Source organism: Sphingomonas sp. (assembly GCF_051962185.1).
Classification (GTDB): Bacteria; Pseudomonadota; Alphaproteobacteria; order Sphingomonadales; family Sphingomonadaceae; genus Sphingomonas.
The window spans coordinates 1-15,659 of sequence record NZ_JBQCCN010000159.1 but is presented as its reverse complement, the minus strand read 5'-3'; the positions used below and the strand labels follow the sequence as shown (position 1 = coordinate 15,659).

Sequence of the window (15,659 nt, the reverse complement as noted above, 5' to 3'; positions counted from 1 at the left end):
GACGATCCCTCGCTGAGCTTCGACTTCCCCAATCCGGAGGAATTGCGCCCGCCGCTGATCACGCTCGACATGGCGGCGGTCGGTTATGGCGAGACCGCGATCCTCAAGCGGCTCAACTTGCGGCTCGATCCCGACGATCGCATCGCGTTGCTCGGCCGCAACGGCAACGGCAAGACCACGCTCGCCCGCTTGCTGGCGGCGCAACTCGCGCCGATGGAAGGCGCGATGAACGCGACCGGGCGTATGAAGGTCGGCTATTTCACCCAGTACCAGGTCGAGGAACTCGATACCGGCGACACGCCGCTCCAGCACATGACGCGGACGATGAAGAACTCGACCCCGGGCGCGGTGCGGGCGCAGCTCGGGCGGTTCGGCTTCTCGGGCGACAAGGCGACGACCCAGGTCGGCAAGCTCTCGGGCGGCGAGCGGGCGCGGCTCGCGCTGGCGCTGATCACGCGTGACGCGCCCCATCTCCTCATCCTCGACGAGCCGACCAACCATCTCGACGTCGACGCGCGCGAGGCTTTGGTCCAGGCGCTCAATGCCTATTCGGGCGCGGTGGTGATCGTCAGCCACGACCGCCACATGATCGAGATGAGCGCCGACCGGCTGGTGCTGGTCGACGGCGGCACCGCGAAGGAATTCGACGGCAGCCTGGACGATTACATCGCCTTCGTCCTCGCCAAGGAGCCGGCGTCCGAAGGCGCGTCGGAGTCCAAGGTCAGCCGCAAGGACGCCCGCCGCGCCGCTGCCGAGGCGCGCGAGCAGAGCCAGCATCTGCGCAAGGCGGCCAAGGCGGCGGAAGCCGAACTCGCGAAGCTCACCGAGCAGCGCAGCGCGATCGACCGCGCGATGTTCGACCCCTCTTCCGCCGCGGCCGACCTCACCAAGCTGACGATGACCGACCTGATGAAGCGCCGCGCCGACGTCGAGGCGAAGATCGAGGCGGCCGAGACGGTCTGGATGGAAGCCAGCGAAAAGCTCGAAGCGGTCGCGGCTTAGATTCCCTCTCCCTGGGGGAGAGGGAGTGTTAGCGCCGTCGCGCACCCCTCCGTCATCCCAGCGAAAGCTGGGATCTCAAGCCGTATCGCGCCAACGCCCGAGACCCCAGCTTTCGCTGGGGTGACGACCATGACGTGTCCACATTGGCGATTCGCCCCCCGCCCTTCACCATGATAGGCTCCCGTCAAACCGGCCACAGCCGGGCGCAGGAGGAGAGGGCCTGATGCAGCAATTGAGCGCGCAGGATGCGTCGTTCGTCTATCTCGAAACCCCGCACACGCCGATGCATATCGGATCGGTCGGCATCTACGATCCGTCGACCGCGCCCGGCGGGTTTGTGCGGTTCAAGGACATCCTCCGCTTCATTGCCAGCCGATTGCAGGGCGCGCGCAGTTTCCGCCAGCGGCTGGTCCGCGTACCGTTCGACGTCGATCATCCCTATTGGATCGAGGATCCCGAATTCGACCTCGAATTCCACGTCCGCCATATCGCGTTGCCCAAGCCCGGCGACTGGCGCCAGCTCTGCATCCAGGTCGCACGCCTCCATGCCCGGCCGATGGACCTGACCAAGCCGCTCTGGGAATTCACCGTGGTCGAGGGGCTCGACAACATCCCCGGTCTGCCGCCCGGCTGTTTCGCGCTCGTCTCCAAGGTGCATCACGCGGCGATCGACGGCATGTCGGGGGTCGAGATGTCGGCGGCGGTCCACGACGTCGACCCAAGGATGTCGGCGCCCGACAAGCCCGATAGCTGGCAGCCAGAGAACATGCCGCGCGTCGCCGAATTGCTGACCCGCAGCTATTTCAACAATCTGCTCCAGCCCATGCGCATCGCCGAGACGATCGGCCGCTCGCTGCCCGGCATGGCGCGGCTCGCGGTCCAGGCCGGCAAGGGCGACGTGTCGCTCAAGAACACCCGCCCCGCGCCCAAGACGCGGTTCAATGGCAAGGTCTCGGCGCACCGGGTGTGGGACGCGGTGCCGTTCAAGCTGGCCGAGGTGCGCGCGGTCAAGGACGTGATCCCCGGCGCGACGGTCAACGACGTCATCCTGACCGTGGTCGGCGGCGCGCTCCGCACCTATCTGCTCGGCAAGGACGAATTGCCCAAGGAAACGCTGACCGCGATGGCGCCGATCTCGGTGCGGCAGGAAGGCGAGAAGGCGGCGCTCGGCAACCTCGTTTCGGCGATGGTGGTCGGGCTTGGCACGCAGATCGCCGATCCGCTCGAGCGGCTGCGCTTCGTCCATGGAGAAGCGGTCAATTCCAAGGCGATGACCAATGCGGTCGGCGCCAAGAATTTGGCCGATTACAGCCAGTTGATCCCCTCCGGCCTCGCCGGTTTGGGCGCGCGGCTCTACACCCGGGTCGGCGCCGCCAACATGCACGCGCCGGCGTTCAATTGCGTCGTCACCAACATTCCGGGCCCGCGCGTACCGCTCTATTTCTGCGGCGCGAAGATGCTGGCGATGTACGGCACCGCGCCGGTGTTCGACTCGATGGGGCTGATCAATCCGGTCTATTCTTACGGCGACACGATCGCGGTATCTTTCACCGCCGACCGCGACATGCTGCCCGATCCGGACAATTATGCCGCGGCGCTGCGCCAATCGTTCGAGGAGCTGAAAGCCGCAGCCGCCAACCCGCGCGGCGCCAACGAGAACAAGCCTGCCGCGAAACCCAAGGCCGCGCCGAAAGCCGCGGCGACCAAAACGCCGGCCAAGCCAGCCGCCAAGCGGACATCCGCCAAACCAACAACAAAGCCCGCCGCGCGGGCCCCTCGCGCCAAAGGAGCGAAATGATGGCGAAGAAGGTCAAGGACGCGATCGACACCGGCGCCAAGCATGCGAAGAGCGCCGCGGACAAAGCCGCGAAGCGCGCCAAGGATGCGACGGACAAGGCCGCCGATGCGACCAAGAAAGCCGCCGAGCGCGCGGCGAAGGCGACGAAGGACGCGACCGACAAGGCAGCCGCGCGAGCCAAGGACGCCGCCGACCGCGTCGAGGGTGCGGGGGAGAATTTCAAGAAGTCGGGGGAGAAATTGAAGGCCTCGGGCGAGAAGATCGCCAAGCAGAGTTCCGCGGTCAGCATGAAAATGCTCGAGCAGGCGGAGGAGAACACCCGCCAGGCCTTCGCCGCGATGCGCGCCGCGGCCAACGCCAAGAACCCGGCGGAAGTGGCGAAGATCCAGGGCGACTATCTCAAGCAACAAGGCGCCCGCTCGCTCACCCATGCGCGCGAGATCGGGGAATTGATCATGCAGTTCGGCCGGGACGCGATGGGGAAGAAATAGGGCTGTATAAAAAGCCCCTCCCCTTCAGGGGAGGGGTTGGGGTGGGGGAGTAGCTCTCCCCGGCCAGCGCCCAGGCAGTGAGCTTGCCGTATCGAGAAGCTGATGCGCGACACCATCGATATTCGAGATGACGTCGAAAGTGCCGAAACGTATGACCTTAAATCCGAGAGCCCTCAGACGCGCATCGCGTGATGCGTCGCTTAGATCATCGTGCGTGTCGCCATCGACTTCCACACACAGACCGATGGCTGGACAGAAGAAGTCGACGATCGCTTGAGCTTCGAACACGACGTGCTGACGGCGAAATTTGAAGCCGTCGAGTTGCCCGTTGGACAGGGATCGCCACAATCTTTTCTCAGGTTCGGTCGGGTTGCGGCGCATTTCGTGAGCCCGCCTCAGAAGTTCGGCTTCGGTGGCCATCGACTCCCCCACCCCCACCCCTCCCCTGAAGGGGAGGGGCTATCGCTTCACTTCACGCTCACGCATGCCCCGCCGACGGATAGACCAGCGCGCGCAATCCCGTCCGTTCGAACGGATGCCAGTCGCCCTCGACCTGCGCCAGCCGGTCGGCCACTGCGTAGAGCACGCTGGCATTGACCCCCAGCCCGCAATGGCTGCCATAGACCTCGATATTGTCGCTGGTCGGGCCGATCTCCTCGCAGCAATTCTGCCAGGCGACGACGCCGTCGGCGCGCGAATAGATCGCGGTCGAGGGGACCGGCGGCGGTGCCGACACCTCGTTCAATTGCGCCTTGGTGTGCGCATCGTCGATCTTCTGCCCTGTCAGCATCTCGTAGGCGCGCCAGACGTTCGAGGCCTTGGGACTGCCGGAAAAGGGCGAGCCCAAGGTGATGACCTGGCGCACCGCGTGCGGGATGCGCTTGGCCGCCAGCCGGGCCATCACGCCGCCCAGGCTCCAGCCGACCAGGCTGACCGTCTTCCCCGTCGCCTCATGGATTTCGAGAATCCGCGCGATCAATTTCTCGCCATGCCGCCCGATCGCCTTGGGCCCGAGGTTGCGGCCGAGTTCCCAGGCATGCGCGTCATAGCCCAAGCCGTTGAGGAACCCGCGCAGCACCGCGGTCGAGCGGTCGCTGGTCACGAAGCCCGGCAGCACCATCACCGGATGCCCGTCGCCGCGCGGCGCGGCCGCGAGCAAGGGCGCCGCCCAGGGTAAGGCCCCGAGTTCGGCGAGCGCGCGCGGCACTTCGGTCAGCGCGAGCAGCGCCGAGGGCGGTTTGGTCTGGATATCGGTCTGTGGCATGGTGTTTCTCATCCGGTGACTACGCACCGCCCCCTTCATTCGATCCCGGTCGCGGCATGGAGCGCCGCCACCCGCGCGGCGTCGTAGCTCAGGATGGCGACATCGTGGCTGCGGCCATCGGCGCCCCTGACCTGGTCCTTGAGCATCGCCTCCGCACGGAATCCGACGCCTTCGAACAAGGCGATCGACCCGGTCTGATCGACCGTCATCCGCGCGACCAATTTGGCGAGCCCACGCTCCTTGGCGATCATGAAGATACCCTGGAGCAGATCGCTGCCCAACCCCGCGCCGCGCCGGCCAGCCGCGACCAGCAGCCGCACTTCCCCGACATGCGCGCTCCAGCTCAGCGGGTCGCGGACCAACGCCGCGGTCGCGACGATCGTACCGTCATCCTCGGCGATCAAACTGTCGATCTCACCGTCCTCGATCGCCTTCAGCCAGGCGGCGACCACACGCGGCTCGCGCACGTCGCGGCTGAGGAACAGCAGATCGTGCTCGGGCAAGGCGCGGGCGAAGGCGACCATCGCCTCGGCATCGCCGGGCCGGAAGCGGCGGATGGCATGGCTCATATCGATCGCACTCCCAGCCACTCGACCAGATTGGGCCACAGCCGCTTGATCGCATTGCCGCCGGCGACCAGACTGACATGCCCGCCCTTCAGCACGATCTCGTTCTTGTCCCGGGAGCGGATCATGCCGATCAGCGGCGCCGAGGCGGCGGTCGGCACGATGTGGTCGTGCTCGGCCGCGACATGGAGGAACGGCACCGTGATATTGCCGAGATCGACGCGGCGCCCGCCGACCTCCAGCGTGCCTTCGAGCAGTTGGTTGCCCCACATGAGCTTCTTGGTGGTCTGGCGGAAATATTCGCCCGCCAGCGGCAATATGTCGGCCGACCAGCGATCGAACATGCGATACGATTTCACGAAATCGTCGTTCCACAGATTGTCGTAGAGCCGGATATTGCCCGCCGCGCGCTGGCCGGGGCGCAGCATGTCGAACGCGGTGTACAGATAATCGCCGGGGCAATTGCCGAACGTGTCGACCAGCCGGTCGACGTCGAAGAAGCGGCGGTCGGCCCAGCTCTGAAACATCTCCATCTTCGAGAAGTCGACCGGCGTGGTGAAAGTGACGAGATTGGCCAGCCCGCTGTCCGGATGGAGCGCGGCCCAGAGCAGCGACAAGACGCCGCCGAAGCAATAACCGACGACAGTCAACTCGTCCTCGCCGCTTTCCGCCTTCACCCGCGCGACCGCGCTCGGCAGGAAGTCGAGGATGTAGCTTTCCAGGCTGAGCCCGCGCTCGTCGGCGCGCGGCGCGTCCCAGTCGAGCATGAACACGTCGAAGCCCGCGTCGAGCAGATATTCGACCAGGCTCTGCCCGGGCACCATGTCGAAGATATAGCCGCGATTGGTCGTCGCCATGACCAGCAGCAGCGGCACGCGATACACGTCGTCGGTACGCGGATGATAATGATAGAGCCGCATCGTGCCGCGCTCGATCAGCACGTCCTTGGGCGTCGCGCCGAGCGTCGGGCCGCCGGTCTGGAAATACTCCAGCCCCTTCAGATTGCGCTGCATCGCCCGTTCGAACTCACGCGCGGCGGCGTCGGCGAGATCGAAGGGGGCGGTCGCCATTCCTATCCGGCCTGTGGCGGCTTGCGGGTGCGGCGGGGCTTGGGTCGCGCCGGGCGGTCCGGCTTGCCGCCGAGCAGCCCCTCGATCCGGCCAAGCTGGTCCTCGATCCGCGCGAGGCGGCCCGACAGATCCTCGATTTCGGCGCGGCTCGGCATGTTGGCGGCGGCGAGCGCGCGGGCCATCATTGCGCTGACCGCTTCCTGCGTGTTCATCGTCGCGGCGCCGGCGCCGTGCATGGCACGGGCGAATTCGTCGGATCGGGCGAAGTCGCCCCCGACCTTGTTCGCCATCTTCTCCCATTCGCCCAGCATCTCGCGAAAGAACGCTGCCGGGTCGGTGCTAGTCATGCCGGCATCCTGAGTCGCGTTGCCGGGGACGTCAAGCGGACATTTCCGTCGTCACCCCGGACTTGTTCCGGGGTCCAACGCTCCACACGCGACTCCAACCATTGTCGCACGTCGGATGCCGGAACAAGTCCGGCATGACGGTGGAGTTATTTGGGACAAGCGGCGCCTGTTTCGACCCACGCCCGGGTCAGCGCCCCGAACTCGGCCTGCGTACCCGGCGCGGGCTTGCGGCCCGGGCCCGGATGCCAACCCCAGCCGACCAGATCGTCCTTGGCATTATGCTCGACGATCCGGTCGAGACTCAGTCCGCCGTTCCGCTTCGGATCCTTGATCACCGCGCAGATCTGGCCGAGCGTCAGCCCCTGCCAGGCCATCGACCGCGGTGCGAGATGCCATTTGTCGTTGCCCGGTACCGACCCGCCGCCATTGCCGAACGGCGCGTTGCGCGGGCCGTGGCAAGTCGCGCATTCCATCCCCGCCGCGCCGAACCCGTCGGGCCCGCGCGTGACCGGCGGCGAATGGAGCAGCATCGCGTCGCCCTGGGTCGGGCTGTCGGTGCGCGGATGGCAATTGAGGCAGCGCGGCGACATCAGCACCTTGCCCATCTCGGTGAAGATCGCGACCGACCGCGCGTTGCGATCGGCGATGCCGGCGAAGGCGCTGGCGGGCCGCAAACCGGACGCCTCGCCGCCGCGGGCAATCGACAAGGGCAGGATGATCGCCGCCGCGATCAAGGCGAACAGGCCGAAGCGCGGGAGCGAGATCATGCCTTTTCTCCCAACACCGCAAGGTTGGACGGATGCGCGAAAGGCAAGCGGTCGACCACCTTGCCGGTCAGCCGGCGCCAGGCGTTGGCCACGGCGGGTGCCGCAGGCGGCAGGCCGGGCTCGCCGATCCCGGTCGGTTCGACGTTCGACTTGACGATCGCCACCTCGACATCGGGCATCTCGCCGATCCTCAGGCTGCGGTACGTGTCGAAATTCGACTGCTGCACCACGCCGCTCTCGCCGAGCGTGATCTCGGCATAGAGCGCATGGCCCAGGCCGTAGCCGATCCCGCCTTCGACTTGAGCACGGATGACATTGGGATTGACCGCGACGCCGCAATCGACCGCCGCCCAGACCTTGTGGACCTTGGGCAGGCCGCCGGCGCCGACCGACACCTCGGCGATCTGCGCGACATAGGATCCGAAGCTCTTGTGAAAGGCCAGCCCGCGCGCTCGGCCGGCCTTGGCGGTCAGTCCGCCGGCAAGCTCGGCGACGCGCCGCAGCACCGCCCTGGAGCGGTCTTCCTTCATCATCGCCAGCCGCGCCGCGATCGGATCCTGTCCGCCGAGCGCGATCAGCCGGTCGAGGAAGGTCTCCATGACATAAGCCGTGTGGGTGTTGCCGACCGACCGCCACCACAGGGTCGGTACGCCGTTCTTCATCACGTTCACGCCGACGCGGTAATTGGGAAAGGCATAGGCCGCCTTGGTCAGTCCTTCGGTCATCGATTCGTCGAATGGGTCCTTGGGATTGTAAAACGGCGTGCCGATCATGAACGACTGGCCGGTGGTGACGATGTCGATCGCGACGATCGCGCCCTTGGCATCGACCCCGCCGCGCACCTTGTGGACCATCAACGGGCGATAGCGGCCGCCGGCGAGATCGTTCTCGCGCGTCCACATGTGCTTGACCGGGCGCGTTCCGCCGAGCGCCTTGACCGCTTCCGCGGATTCGACGGCGTGCCCCATGTCGGGCGTGGCGCGGCGGCCGAAGCTGCCGCCGGCATATTGTTCGTGAAGCGCCATCCCCTCGAACGGCACGCCGAGCACGCCCGCCACCGCGCGCGTGTCGCCGACCTGGAACTGGCTGCCGCACCAAAAATCGGCGCCGCCGGCCCGAGGCTCGATCACTGCGTCGAGCGTCTCCATCGGCGCATGCGCCAGGAACGGGAAGATGTAAGTCGCCTCGATCGTCCTGGCGGCGCCCGCCAGCCCCTTGGCGGCATCGCCATTCGCCTCGCATTGCGTGCCGGGATTGCCGGCCTGGGCGAGATAGTCGCTCAGCATCTTCTCGGTCGAGCGCGTCTCGGCCTGGCTCACGTCCCAATCGACCGACAGCGCGGCGCGTCCCTTCATCGCCGCATAGGTGTCCCTGCCGTAAACGACGACGCCTTGCGGGATCGCCTTGACCGCGACCACGCCGGGGACGGCCAATGCCGCCTTGTCGTCGAACGATTTGACCTTGCCGCCGAACGCCGGCGGATGCTCGATGACCGACACCAGCATGTTCGGCCGTTTGACGTCCATGGTGAATTGCGCGGCGCCGGTCGATTTGATCAGGCTGTCGACCTTGGTCACGTCGGTGCCGATCAGCGTCCATTGATCGGGAGTCTTGAGCACCGGCTTCTCGGGCACCGGCATCGTCGCCGCGACCGCCGCCAGCTCGCCGAAAGTCGCTTTCCTGGCGCCATGGCTGACCACGCCCCTGGCAACGTTGATCTCGCCGGCCGGCACGCTCCAGGTCTTGGCCGCCGCCGCGACCAGCATCGCGCGCGCGGCGGCGCCGGCGTTGCGCAATTGCATCCAGCTATTGGCGATCGCGGTCGATCCGCCGGTGCCCATCGTGCCGAACGCGAGGTTCTTGTAGAGCGGGTCGTTGGCCGGCGCGAACTCGACGCGAACCTGCCCCCAGTCGGCATCCATCTCGTCGGCGACGATGGTGGCGAGACCAGTCGCCGGCCCCTGGCCGAACTCGACATGCTTGATGACCACGCTCACCGTGTTGTCGGGCAGCACCCGGACGAAGGCATTGGGCGCAAAGGTCGGTTCGGACGCCATCGCCCGCGCGCCGCGCATCGGCAGGATCAGCCCGATCGCCAGGCCCGAGCCGGCGAGGAACTTGCGGCGATCGGTTTCGAGCGCGGTCATGCCGGCACCTTCAGGCCGGCGGCATCCTTGCCAACGGGCGCCTCGGCGGCCGCGTTCTTGATCGCCTGGCGGATACGGACATAAGTGGCGCAGCGACAGATGTTGCCCGCCATCCCGGCATCGATATCGGCGTCGGTCGGCCTGGGTTTCTCCTTGAGCAGACCGATCGCACTCATCACCTGGCCCGATTGGCAGAAGCCGCATTGCGGGACGTCGATCGCCACCCATGCTTTTTGTACGGCTTCCGCGATCGGCCCGCTGACGCCTTCGATCGTCGTCACCGACCGGCCCGCGACGGTATCGATCGGCGTGATGCACGACCGCCGGTTCCTCCCGTCGAGATGGACAGTGCAAGCGCCGCATTGCGCGATGCCGCAGCCATATTTGGTGCCGGTCAGCCCAACATGATCGCGGATCACCCAGAGCAGCGGCGTATCGGGATCGCCGTCAAACGACGTCTTCTTGCCGTTGAGGAGGAACTCGATCGCCATGCCAGCGTCTCCCTGCTGCCCGCAAGTCAACGTTACCCCCGGAACGATCGGTCGCCAAGCGTAACCGCTTCTTAGCTCGCTCGCACTAAGCGAGAGGCAATGGCTCACCTTCGCTATCCGCTGGCCGATCCCAACCCGCCGCGCCTCAGCGAGCATCGCGACGTGCTCGAGCGGATCGAGCGGTCAGGCATCTATTCGAACAACGGCCCCGAATTGCGCGCGTTCGAAGCCGAAGCGACCGCGCGGCTGTTCGGCGGCCAGGGGGCGTGCCTGGGGGTCGCCAACGCGACGCTCGGCCTGATGCTGGCGATCCGCCAGGCGATCGGCCGCGAGCGCGGGACCGGCAAACTGGCGCTGATGCCCGCGTTCACCTTCGCCGCGACGGCGCAGGCAGCCGAATGGTGCGGGCTGACGCCGCTTCTCGCGGATATCGATCCCGACGAATGGGCGATGGACGCCGCCGCCGAGGAACGGTTGCTTCAAAAGCATGCCGGGCGCGTCGCGGTGATCGTGCCTTATGCGACCTTCGGCAACGCGATCGACCTCGACCGTTATGCGTGGTTGATGCGCCGGCATCAGGTCGGCGTCGTGGTCGACGCCGCGGCATCGCTCGGGACGATCGATGCTTGTGGCGAGGGATTCGGCGCCGGCGCACCCTTCCCGGTGGTCTATTCGCTCCACGCGACCAAGACCTTCGCGGTTGCCGAAGGAGGCCTAGTGCATTGCGGTGACGCGGCGCTGATCGACGAACTGCGCGCGATGGCTAATTTCGGCTTCGCCGGCAGCCGTTCGGCGGTGATGCCGGGAATGAACGCCAAGATGCCCGAGCTGGTCGCGGCGATGGCGCGGTCGAAGCTAGTGACGATCGACGACGCGGTCGATGGACGCGCGGCGGTTGAGGCAGCCTATCGCGAGGCGCTGGACGGACTGACGCTGCAATCGGTCCAGGGCATGCGGCGCGCGTCGCAATTCATGCCGGCCCTATTGCCGGACGGTGTCGATCGCGACCGACTGATTGCCGCGCTGGCCGAAGACGGAATCGGCTGCGGCACCTATTTCAGCCCACATCTGGGCCAGCAGCCCTGGATCCGTGAGCACGCGTTGGCCGGCCCGACGCCCGTCGCCGACCATATCGCCGACCGCATCGTCTCGCTGCCGATCACCGACCGCATGACCGCCGAAGACGCGCGGCACATCGCGAGGCGGGTCAACGCTTTCGTCGGCGCGCAGCGGGCACCGGCCAAGGCCAAGGCGATGCCGGCCATGGACGGGTTGCTGGTGATCGGCGGCGGCCCGGCCGGGACGGCGCTGTTGACCGCGGCGTCGAAGCAGGATCGCCTCGTCGCGCTGGCCCGCGGCGGCCTGACGATCATCGAGCGCGACGACACGCTCGGCGGCGGGCAGCTCGGGCGCTACGCCATCTCCTCGGATTCGACCGCGGAAACCTTTCTGTCGGCCGTGAAGGACAACCCGCATCCTGAAATTGCCGCGCTGCTCGACCATCCGGCGGCGCGGCGCGTGGCCGAATTCGCCGGCGCGCTCGGCGTTCCGCTCGCCGACGCCGGGCCGCTGCTGCGTGTGACCGGCGACCGGCTCGGTGCGATCGTGACCGCGCATGGCGGCCATGTCGCCACCGGGCACGAGGCGATCGGCGCGCACCGTCTGTCCCAGGGCGGCTGGGTGACGCGCCTGCGACGGCTGTCGGACGGCGCGGTGATCGAGCGCCGTTCGCACAATATCGTGGTGGCAACCGGCGGCAGCCAGCAGCTTGACCGGCTGGCGACGCAGCAAGTCGCGGGCGTGCCGCTGCATCGCCTTGCCGACGGCCGGCTCATCCAGTCGGACGAATTGCTGACGTCGGGCGGGCTGGAGCGGGCAGCGGACCTGCTGCGCGGTAAGCGCGATCCCAAGGTCGCGGTGATCGGCGGGTCGACCAGCGCACTCGCCAGCGTCGCGCTGCTGCTCCGCAGCCGCCCGGGGATCGCCTTCGGCGCGGGCGGAGTCACGTTGCTCCACCGCCGTCCGTTGCGGCCGTTCTATCCGAGCGAGGAAGCGGCGCGCGCCGACAATTTCACCGATTTCGGCCCGGACGACATCTGCCCGGTCTCGGGGTTCGTCTATCGCCTGGGCGGCTTCCGGCTCGAAGCGCGCGAGCTCGTGCTCCGAATGCTCGAGATCGACGGCCGCGCGCCCGATCCGCGCGTCGCGACTCACCGGATCGGCGCGGCAGAGGCCGACGCCCGGGCGATCGTCGAGCGCGCCGATCTGGTCGTCGCCGCGCTCGGGTATCGCCCACGCGCCTTGCCGCTGTTCGAGGGGGACGGCACGCCGATCGCGCTTGCCGCCGACGCGGGGCGGCCGATGGTCGACGGCCATTGCCGCGTTCTCGACGCGCAGGATCGGCCGATCCCCGGCGTGTTCGGCATCGGACTCGCCGCGGGGTTCGTGCCGTGGGGCCAGATGGGTGGCGAACCGAGCTTCCGCGGCCAGGCCAATGGCTTGTGGCAATGGCAGAACGATGTCGGGCTGATGATCGTCGATCAGGTGCTCGGCCAGCGCGAACGGGTGGCGGCATGAGCATGACGAGCGACAATCCGACCGTCAGCGTGGTGATGGCCGCCTATAATGGCGCGGCGCTGATCGGCGACACGCTCGACAGTTTGTGGGCGCAGAGCTTCGCCGATTTCGAGGTGATCGTCGTCGATGATCGCTCCACCGACGATACCTTGGAAGTCCTGCGCGCTTGTCGCGATCCGCGGCTGCGAATCATCGCGGCCGATACCAATGTCGGGCCGGTCCGCAGCCGCAATCGCGCGTTCGCCGAAGCGCGCGGGCGCTATGTCGCCGGGCTCGACCAGGACGACATCTGCCACCATGATCGGCTCGAACGCCAGGTCGCCTATATCGACGCCCATCCCGACATCGCCCTGGTCGCGGCGACCGCGGCGATCCTCGAGGACAGCACCGTCACCTCGAGCATCAAGTCGCCGGTGACCACGCCGCGGCTGGTCGAATGGCTGTTGTGGATCGAAAATCCGCTGGTCTGGTCGACGGTGATGTTGCGCCGCGAGGCGGTGCCCGCCGGCGAGGACTTCACCCGTCCGGAAGTCCTCTATGCCGAGGATTTCGATCTCTATCATCGCATGGCGCGCCAGGGCGGGATCGCGCGGATCGACGATCCGCTGCTGCTCTATCGCAAGCATGGCGGCGGCGCGTCGCAACTTTACGCCGAGACGATGAGCACCAACGCGATGCATGTGCTCGCGCGAAGCTATGCCGCGGAAGGGTTCGAGGATGCCGAAATCGGCGCCAAACTGATCGTCGAGCATCTGATGCGCGCCGTGCCGGTCCCCGATCGCGCCGCGCTCGAGAAACTCGGCCACACGATCGGTGCGCTGCAAGCCCATTTCATCGCCACGCGGGAAGTCGATGCCGAGAGCCTGCGGATGATCCGCTGGGAATCGGCGCTACGCTGGGGCCGCGTCGTTCGCGCCGGCCTCAAGGCCGGGACGATCGGGCTGATGGCGGCGATGGCGGTACGGCCCGATCATCTCGGCTTGGGTTATTCGAGTATGGAAGAATTGGTCGGCTCGCGCATGATCGGCGGCGCGCGGGCGGCAGTGCGCAAGGGTCGTGCGGCATAGCGGAACGCCCGCGGCCGGGCGGAATTGCTAGGATCGAAAACCGACCGGCTGGCCGACGCGCCGTTGGCGTCTCTCAAATCTCCACTTGCGTGAGACCTGCATCAGCGTGCCAGTCACACCGCCCACACACACGAGCGCGGCTATTCCGAGGGTCAGGTCCAATCCTTGCCGGAAGAAGTCGGATAGAAGGGCCAGCGCGAGCATCAGCAAGCATAAAACCACGCCTTCGCCGAACAGCGACTCCCAGGAACGTTCGCCGATCGTGCGGGAAAGGCTTTCGTCACCGGACAGGGCCGGCGCAATCGCTATCCGCGTGCGGCGCAGGACCCGGGAAGGCGCGACAACCAATCGGCGACGGGCCAACCACAGCGAAGCCACCGCGAGAACCCACCAGAAGAACGGAACCGGCCTGTTCCCCGGGCCGGATGAAAAGAAGGCCGTGATCGGGGGCACGAACAGAACGATCGCACCGATCGTCAGGTAACCGACAACGCACAGCCAGTTGGTGTTCCTGCTCTGTCGATCATAAGCGTCGAGGAAGGCGTCATATTCGTCCGCGCTTACGCGATAAGCGGGACCTATGCGGTTGGCGCGATAGATCGCCTCCGCGCCGTCCCATTCGAACTGCGCGATGAATCGCTCACGCGGATCGTCGCTCGGCGCCCCGTACATCGCGGCGAATGCTAAAAAGCGCGTCGCTCGCAGTCAATGACGACCGCCCCCCGGTTCCCGGTCGGTTGTGGGAAGGGGACGGCTGTCGTCGCGCAGCATCACCCGGATCGTTTGGCGCCTTTCGCGGAGCAGCGGAGATAGGCCTTTTGAACGACCCCCGGAAGCTCGCCGCGGTCCTGCGCGTCGATCAGCTTCTCGAGAGCCGGCGATTTGTTATCGGGCTGAGTGTTCCTCATCGCGCGATAGGCCTTCAACGCGCTTGCGATGCCCGCGAGCTGCTGTGCGTCCGGATCCTTCGCTTTGTCGGAATTCTCGATGATGAACGCAGCCATGGCGAGCGGATATTGGACGACGATCTCGGGACTGTGCGCAAAGTTCTTCTCGGACAACAGGCCACCGAGCAAATCGGCGCACACGGTCACCGTCACATCCGGGGCGTCCGTCAGCCACTCGATCGCCCAACGCCGATCGGTTCCCAACGCTGGATCCAGCGGTGCACGCTCGAGATTCTCGACGATCGAGACGAAGCGCCGCCGATCGTCGGGCGATGATTTCATTTCGTTTTGGCCCGATGCCGGCGTGACGGCGACGAAAACCGCGAGCAGCGCGGCATGCAAGGCGGATATCTTCATCCCACGCTTTTGCGCCGCCGCCGGCAGCGATCGCAAGCGGACATTGCGAGAGGACGGTTCGAAGCGCGACCACACCAAGGACAGCCCTGCTGTGCCAGACAGCAAAAAGCCCGCCGGTCGGTGACCTGGCGGGCTGATTTGCGCTTTTGGTTGCGGGAGCTGGATTTGAACCAGCGACCTTCAGGTTATGAGCCTGACGAGCTACCGGGCTGCTCCATCCCGCGCCAAAGCGCCGGCCGTCCCGTAGGAGGGGGGAAGGAACGGCCGACAGGTGTGAATGGGTTCAACTATTTCTCGCGCGCACACCAGCTGCAATGCCTGGCGACGACCTACTCTTCCATCGCTTAGGCGATAGTACCATCGGCGCTGTCGGGTTTCACGGCCGAGTTCGGGATGGGATCGGGTGGGACACCGACGCTATGGCCACCAGGCAATGAAGCCGGTGTACGTCGAGAAACGGTTCTAAAATCGTGCACTTCGTAACGTTGTAGTTCGATAATCTGGCGTCGACTTGGATCATCCAAGCCTCAACTCCAGCCCAAGGCTGTCGTTGATGGCGGGACTCATCAAGTGCGAAAAGAGCAATTAGGACCAGTTAGCTCCACGCGTTACCGCGCTTCCACATCTGGCCTATCAAGGTCGTGGTCTACGACCGCTCGATGAAATCTTATCTCGAGGGAGGCTTCCCGCTTAGATGCTTTCAGCGGTTATCCCGTCCGTACATAGCTACCCTGCTGCGCCGTTGGCACGACGACAGGTACACCAGAG

15 protein-coding genes, 1 tRNA gene and 2 rRNA genes are annotated in these 15,659 nt (G+C 66.4%); 5 read left to right on the top strand and 13 right to left on the bottom strand.

Going from position 1 to position 15,659, the window contains the following annotated elements; all coding sequences use genetic code 11:
• The 3 genes from ACTHJR_RS09925 to ACTHJR_RS09915 form a co-directional block, all read left to right on the top strand.
• On the top strand, positions 1-1,002 hold a 1,002-nt coding region (locus ACTHJR_RS09925), incomplete at its 5' end, for an ATP-binding cassette domain-containing protein (protein ID WP_440522996.1).
• A 223-nt stretch (positions 1,003-1,225) separates the two neighbouring features.
• Entirely contained in the window at positions 1,226-2,800 is a 1,575-nt protein-coding gene (locus ACTHJR_RS09920) for a WS/DGAT/MGAT family O-acyltransferase (RefSeq protein WP_440522995.1), read from the top strand.
• Complete coding sequence (locus tag ACTHJR_RS09915) at positions 2,800-3,291, top strand: phasin family protein (RefSeq protein WP_440522993.1); 492 nt, start codon at positions 2,800-2,802, stop codon at positions 3,289-3,291. The genes ACTHJR_RS09920 and ACTHJR_RS09915 overlap by 1 nt, the downstream gene beginning before the upstream one ends.
• A 24-nt stretch (positions 3,292-3,315) precedes the next feature.
• Here ACTHJR_RS09915 and ACTHJR_RS09910 read toward each other — a convergent pair whose 3' ends face one another.
• The 8 genes from ACTHJR_RS09910 to ACTHJR_RS09875 all read right to left on the bottom strand — a co-directional run bounded on the left by ACTHJR_RS09910 (position 3,316) and on the right by ACTHJR_RS09875 (position 9,943).
• Positions 3,316-3,711: an endonuclease domain-containing protein gene (locus tag ACTHJR_RS09910; protein WP_440522991.1), complete on the bottom strand. Its 396-nt coding sequence runs from the start codon at positions 3,709-3,711 to the stop codon at positions 3,316-3,318.
• Between the two features lie 58 nt (positions 3,712-3,769).
• Positions 3,770-4,555, bottom strand: a complete 786-nt coding sequence (locus ACTHJR_RS09905) for an esterase/lipase family protein (protein ID WP_440522989.1) — start codon at positions 4,553-4,555, stop codon at positions 3,770-3,772.
• Positions 4,556-4,590: 35 nt separating this feature from the next.
• Complete coding sequence (locus ACTHJR_RS09900; protein WP_440522987.1) at positions 4,591-5,124, bottom strand: N-acetyltransferase family protein; 534 nt, start codon at positions 5,122-5,124, stop codon at positions 4,591-4,593.
• Entirely contained in the window at positions 5,121-6,191 is a 1,071-nt protein-coding gene (locus ACTHJR_RS09895) for an alpha/beta fold hydrolase (protein ID WP_440522986.1), read from the bottom strand. Before ACTHJR_RS09895 ends, ACTHJR_RS09900 begins: the two co-directional genes overlap by 4 nt.
• Positions 6,192-6,193: 2 nt before the next feature.
• Positions 6,194-6,538 (bottom strand): poly(R)-hydroxyalkanoic acid synthase subunit PhaE, encoded by a 345-nt coding sequence (locus ACTHJR_RS09890; RefSeq protein WP_440522985.1) that lies wholly within the window; start codon positions 6,536-6,538, stop codon positions 6,194-6,196.
• Between the two features lie 146 nt (positions 6,539-6,684).
• Positions 6,685-7,305, bottom strand: coding sequence for an Isoquinoline 1-oxidoreductase subunit (locus ACTHJR_RS09885; protein WP_440522983.1), 621 nt, complete (start codon positions 7,303-7,305; stop codon positions 6,685-6,687).
• Positions 7,302-9,452, bottom strand: coding sequence for a molybdopterin cofactor-binding domain-containing protein (locus ACTHJR_RS09880; RefSeq protein WP_440522982.1), 2,151 nt, complete (start codon positions 9,450-9,452; stop codon positions 7,302-7,304). Before ACTHJR_RS09880 ends, ACTHJR_RS09885 begins: the two co-directional genes overlap by 4 nt.
• On the bottom strand, positions 9,449-9,943 hold the full coding sequence (locus ACTHJR_RS09875) for a (2Fe-2S)-binding protein (protein ID WP_440522981.1): 495 nt from the start codon (positions 9,941-9,943) through the stop codon (positions 9,449-9,451). Before ACTHJR_RS09875 ends, ACTHJR_RS09880 begins: the two co-directional genes overlap by 4 nt.
• Positions 9,944-10,042: 99 nt before the next feature.
• Between ACTHJR_RS09875 and ACTHJR_RS09870 the strand changes: the two genes are divergently transcribed.
• Positions 10,043-12,520, top strand: coding sequence for an aminotransferase class I/II-fold pyridoxal phosphate-dependent enzyme (locus ACTHJR_RS09870; RefSeq protein ID WP_440522980.1), 2,478 nt, complete (start codon positions 10,043-10,045; stop codon positions 12,518-12,520).
• Positions 12,517-13,587, top strand: a complete 1,071-nt coding sequence (locus tag ACTHJR_RS09865) for a glycosyltransferase family 2 protein (RefSeq protein WP_440522979.1) — start codon at positions 12,517-12,519, stop codon at positions 13,585-13,587. Before ACTHJR_RS09870 ends, ACTHJR_RS09865 begins: the two co-directional genes overlap by 4 nt.
• A 27-nt stretch (positions 13,588-13,614) precedes the next feature.
• Here ACTHJR_RS09865 and ACTHJR_RS09860 read toward each other — a convergent pair whose 3' ends face one another.
• The 5 genes from ACTHJR_RS09860 to ACTHJR_RS09840 form a co-directional block, all read right to left on the bottom strand.
• Positions 13,615-14,259, bottom strand: a complete 645-nt coding sequence (locus ACTHJR_RS09860) for a hypothetical protein (RefSeq protein WP_440522978.1) — start codon at positions 14,257-14,259, stop codon at positions 13,615-13,617.
• Between the two features lie 98 nt (positions 14,260-14,357).
• Positions 14,358-14,891, bottom strand: coding sequence for a hypothetical protein (locus tag ACTHJR_RS09855; protein WP_440522977.1), 534 nt, complete (start codon positions 14,889-14,891; stop codon positions 14,358-14,360).
• A gap of 147 nt (positions 14,892-15,038) precedes the next feature.
• Positions 15,039-15,115: transfer RNA gene (locus ACTHJR_RS09850), tRNA-Met, on the bottom strand.
• Between the two features lie 92 nt (positions 15,116-15,207).
• Positions 15,208-15,322 (bottom strand): 5S ribosomal RNA (rrf, locus tag ACTHJR_RS09845).
• A gap of 135 nt (positions 15,323-15,457) precedes the next feature.
• Positions 15,458-15,659 (bottom strand): 23S ribosomal RNA (locus tag ACTHJR_RS09840); the annotation flags it as partial.